This window comes from uncultured Nostoc sp. (assembly GCF_964245445.1).
GTDB lineage: Bacteria > Cyanobacteriota > Cyanobacteriia > Cyanobacteriales > Nostocaceae > Nostoc.
In genome coordinates this window covers 1-4719 of the sequence record NZ_CAXTNE010000423.1, presented here as the reverse complement: position 1 = coordinate 4719, position 4719 = coordinate 1, and the positions used below count along the sequence as shown (strand labels likewise).

At 40.2% G+C, this 4719-nt stretch carries 3 protein-coding genes; 2 read left to right on the top strand and 1 reads right to left on the bottom strand.

What is annotated here, in order from left to right:
* Positions 1-375 precede the first annotated feature (375 nt).
* Complete coding sequence (locus ACFE90_RS36485) at positions 376-585, bottom strand: hypothetical protein (RefSeq protein WP_375507121.1); 210 nt, start codon at positions 583-585, stop codon at positions 376-378.
* A gap of 1009 nt (positions 586-1594) precedes the next feature.
* Here ACFE90_RS36485 and ACFE90_RS36480 point away from each other — a divergent pair.
* Positions 1595-3229 (top strand): mechanosensitive ion channel family protein, encoded by a 1635-nt coding sequence (locus ACFE90_RS36480; protein WP_375507120.1) that lies wholly within the window; start codon positions 1595-1597, stop codon positions 3227-3229.
* Between the two features lie 265 nt (positions 3230-3494).
* Positions 3495-4697 (top strand): acyl-CoA dehydrogenase family protein, encoded by a 1203-nt coding sequence (locus ACFE90_RS36475; protein WP_375507119.1) that lies wholly within the window; start codon positions 3495-3497, stop codon positions 4695-4697.
* Positions 4698-4719: the final 22 nt, after the last annotated feature.

The following is a 4719-nucleotide window of genomic DNA, read 5'->3' as shown; positions in this document are numbered from 1 at the left end:
GAGAAAGAAAAATATTATCTGAGTAAATTGGATAATTTATTTTCTGGAAGTCCTTAAGCAAAAATACTTTTGACACTGATTACCTAAAATACCCAGATGCATCTATTGAGATTTCTGTCAACTTTCCTAGTGTGGCGAAGACACCGAGATTTTTATATGGCGATCGCACTCATACGACATCAACAGTAGGAATAATCTTGCTGTGCGATCGCACAAATTTTTTGGATAACCAGATTGTCTAAGTTGTTTTACTGCTCTAAATTAACTCTGCAAATCTACTCAATTCATTCTTCTTTAGTTATATATCTCAAGGCTAAGTTCTCCTTGAGATATATAACTAAAGTCACAATTTTTACTAAATATCCCTATGCACTTCTATAAAATAGAATTCAGTCGCTCTAAACGTTGACGCTGTTTAAACCACTGCTGACAAACTTCTGTAGCCAAATGCTTTTCTTCTGCTGTTAATAGCTCATCAGGTTTGCCAGAAGCCAATATTTTAGCTGCTTGTGCAGCCAAGTTGTAGTTTACACCGTGTTTGACTAATTGTGTGTGAAAAAATTCTTCTAAGTTTTGGACTGACATAAAAAATTCTCCTTTAATCAAGTTGTCATATTCAGTTAGGGCATTAAAATTTCATAAATAAAATTATGTAACTGCAATTATTGAAAATTATTACAAATATTTCACCTGATTGGCTTCTCTCGGAAGATGCATGAGCAATTATACTTTTTATATTTTCTCTCAAATCCCAGCAGAGGGGAACTCACTCTTTTAGTCTCTTGTCAATCCATCAAGCGATGTCTCTTAAGTTGCTCTAACGATGGAATGCAAGAGCGTGTCTCATACCAATTCACAATACTCGCCAAAGGCGAGAAGCAAGCTACGCAATGGGCAACTCTTAGAGACGCTATTGCGTTGTTTGCTTCTCCGTAGGAGTTCGCCCCGCTTTGCTAACGCAATGACGCTCCTACGTCGCTAACGCAATAATTAAAAAACTTAGAGATAGCAAGTCTTTCAGGGTTTACATCTGTTTCATAATTTTAGTAAATTGGTATCAGACAAGACTTGCTAACAATGGCAGCTTGTCACAGATCCTGCTGCTTAGGAACCGGAATTTAGATGGCTTACCTCTGGAGCGAAGCCGCAACAATTACAAATGCATTAAGAGCATCGCTTGTCTGTGGCACTGCAACAATGCATAAATGCTTCCTTGGCTTGTCGCTAGTTAACAGTTATATAACTCTAAATCAAATTCTTTCTATAGGAGTCGTATTTGATTTTTGAAAAAAATCAGTACACTCCGAAAAGGCTTCTTGCCCACTCCCTACTCCCTATCTATCGCGCTTACGCTTCGCGAACGCGCACCACGCAAATAATTTCAAAACTCAAAGCGGATTGCTATAACAATCATATCTGATTTGTGAAAATTCGCAGTGTCCAGATCCCCGACTTCTTTAAGAAGTCGGGGATCTAACTTTTTACGAATGATTTAGGATTGCTATATTGGTTTTATTTTATGGTAAAAAATTGATTGTGACAAAATATAGTTAATATTAATTAGCTTGATTAAAATTATCTTGTTAGAATCCTAATGCGTTATTCTCACCGTTTGCGACTGCCATCAAGATATTTCAATATTTTCATTGCAGTACTAACTTTTGTTTTATTTATCTGGTTAACTCCTGTCGTTGCTCAAGCATTAACTAAAGCTCCGGTTATTTTGGATGGGCAAGAGCTTTTTAAGATCAGCGATTCTGGTCATTATAGCGCTCAAGAACGGACAAATTTAATCAACTCACAACTAAAATATGCGATTAAAACTTCTGAATTTATTCAAGTTAAAATTGAAGAACGCAACCAGCTACCTACTATTTTGCTAAATGGCCGCTATCTGTTAACAGTTACAGAACAAGATACTGTTCCAGGTAGCACAGTTGATGAGCAGGCAAGGATTTGGGGACAGGAAATTGAAGAAGCGTTACAGCAAGCTCGTTTAGAGCGAACTAAAACCTATCTCCAACATACGACTTTTGTAGCAGTAGCAATTTTACTCATAACTGCCGGATTCACTTGGCTATTAGGATGGATTAAGCATCACTTTTTCCGAATAGCTTCACTTCGCTTAACTACTGCTAACAATGCGATAGCTAATTCGGAACTGCTAAAAGTATTGGAATTATTTTTCAAATTAGTTTTGGCGAGTATGCGTATCGGACTTTGGATAAGTGCGATTATTTATATCACTAATCTCTTTCCTTTCACTCGTCAATGGAGCTACCAAATTTCAAATATCCTGATCGCCAGTTTCACCTCACCTATCCTGACATTAGGCAAGAATCCTTACTCTCTTACTGAATTAATAATTTTGATTGGTTTGTTGTTCGGCTTAGTTATCTTTGCTGGAACTTTAACCAATTTTTTACGTTCTCGCATTTTATCTTTTACTGGAATCAATCGTGGCGCTCAAGAAGCGATTGTAATACTTTTTAAATATGGTTTGATTTTTATTGGCACACTAGTACTGCTACAAATTTGGGGGCTTGACATTAGCTCTTTGACAATCTTAGCAAGTGCTTTAAGCGTTGGAATTGGCTTTGGTTTACAGGATATTGCTAAGAATTTTGGCAGTGGTTTAGTACTAGTATTTGAGCGTCCAATTCAGGTTGGAGATTTTGTAGAAGTTGGGGAATATACAGGTACTGTCGAGCGAATAGGTGGAAGAAGTACTGAAATTCGGACTCTTGACCACGTTTCAATCATTGTACCTAACTCTCGCTTTTTAGAAAAAGAAGTAATCAACTGGAGCCACCGCAACCCGATTTCTCGCCTTCATCTCCCCGTTGGCGTTGCTTATAGTTCAGATCCCAAAGTTGTGCAAGCTGCTCTGTTAGAGGCAGCCTCTAAGCATCCCAATGTATTGGAGGCTCCTTCTCCTCTAGTACTGTTTAAAGAGTTTGCCAACAACAGCTTAAATTTTGAGTTATTAGTATGGACTGCGGAACCTAATAAACAATTCTTGCTCAAAAGTGATTTATACTACAATATCTACGAATCATTACAGCAAAGACAAATTGAAATACCCTTCCCTCAGTTAGATTTACATCTGCGTTCTGGCACGTTGGAATTTACGCCAGAAATGCAGTTAGCCTTAATACAAATGTTTGAACAATTGTCAAATCATCAACAACGCATAGATCCAATCAAGCCAAGTCAAAATCAAACGTAAATTCGGATGGTTGGCTTGCTCTAAGAAAGCTGTTTGTGTCATACTTACTAATTACTAAATTCCGAGCGATTTTAAGTAGTATTTGAAAAAATCTCCAAAAGACCTGAGTTTGAGGTCAGATACTGAGGAAGAAAAGAAAGTAGGGTTTAGGCTACAAGTAGTTGCGATCGCTTAACTCTGATGAAAGCATCTCAAGTTTGCAGAAACATCAGTTTTTCGCAGGATGGGATTCAGTAGTAGTAAAGTGAATTTTAAAGGAGTATTTATGTCACAGTTGGAGCAAGCAGTGCCAGACACCTTTGTAGCCAAAGGCTTAGAAACTCTTCCCAATAATATATTCGACCAAGTTGAGGCTCTGGCTAAGGATTTTGCCACCCGTGCAGGGGCACATGACAAAGACGGTTCCTTTCCCTTCGAGAATTTTACAGCTTTGCATAAGGCAGGATTACTCAGCCTCACCATTCCCCGTGAATTAGGTGGTCAAGGTTTGGGGCTAGCAACTATCTGCCGAGTGATTGAAGGCATAGCGCGTGGCGATGCTTCGACGGCGCTAGTACTGACAATGCACTATCTCCAACATGCCCATGCGGCGCGTAGCCGTCGCTGGCATTCAGAAGTATATAAACGGCTGTGCCGTGAATCGATTGAAGGTATTGCGCTGCTCAATGCTGCTCGTGTCGAACCTGAGTTAGGAACGCCAGCTAGAGGCGGATTGCCTGCCACAATTGCCGAGCCAACAACAGAGGGTTGGCGTTTAACAGGCCACAAGCAATACACCACGGGCAGTCCCATCCTCAGTTACTTTATTGTTTGGGCACGGACAACTGAGGATGAACCACAAGTTGGCAATTTTCTGGTTCCGCGCGATCTGACCGGTTTGCAAATTGTCGAAACCTGGGATCACTTGGGGATGAGAGCTACAGGCAGCCACGATCTCATTTTGGAGAATGTATTAATCCCAAGAGAGTATGCTTTGAATATTAGCCCCATATCAACCGCGCCATCCTTTGATCCTGTGATTTCCACTTGGGGCAGTTTGACAGTGAGTGCTTTATATCTTGGTGTTGCTACTAGTGCGCGAGACTGGCTTGTAAAATATCTTTGGGAGCGATCGCCTTCTAATCTCAAAGAGCCACTGGCAACTCTGCCACGTTTCCAAACTGCTGTGGGTGAGATAGAAGCACTGCTGTTTGCTAACAACAGATTGATTTATAGCTTGGCTCAAGATATTGATCAGGGCGAGTATGAGCCTAACGTAGGATTACACGCACAAGCTGTTAAATACCTCACCACAACTAACTCGATTCGTGCTGTAGAGATTGCCTTAGAACTGACTGGTAATCCTGGTCTGTTAAAAAAGAATCCTTTAGAGCGACACTACCGTGATGTTCTGTGCAGCCGTATCCATACACCGCAAAATGATGTTATTTGCCAATCTTTAGGGAAGAGTGTATTGAAAGTAAAGTGAGTGGGGAGTGGAGGCAGGGGGC

Bases quoted from the DNA above. Each gene is read 5' to 3' on its own strand.
- ACFE90_RS36485 (WP_375507121.1), bottom strand. From the start codon at position 585: ATGTCAGTCCAAAACTTAGAAGAATTTTTTCACACACAATTAGTCAAA.
- ACFE90_RS36480 (WP_375507120.1), top strand. From the start codon at position 1,595: ATGCGTTATTCTCACCGTTTGCGACTGCCATCAAGATATTTCAATATT.
- ACFE90_RS36475 (WP_375507119.1), top strand. From the start codon at position 3,495: ATGTCACAGTTGGAGCAAGCAGTGCCAGACACCTTTGTAGCCAAAGGC.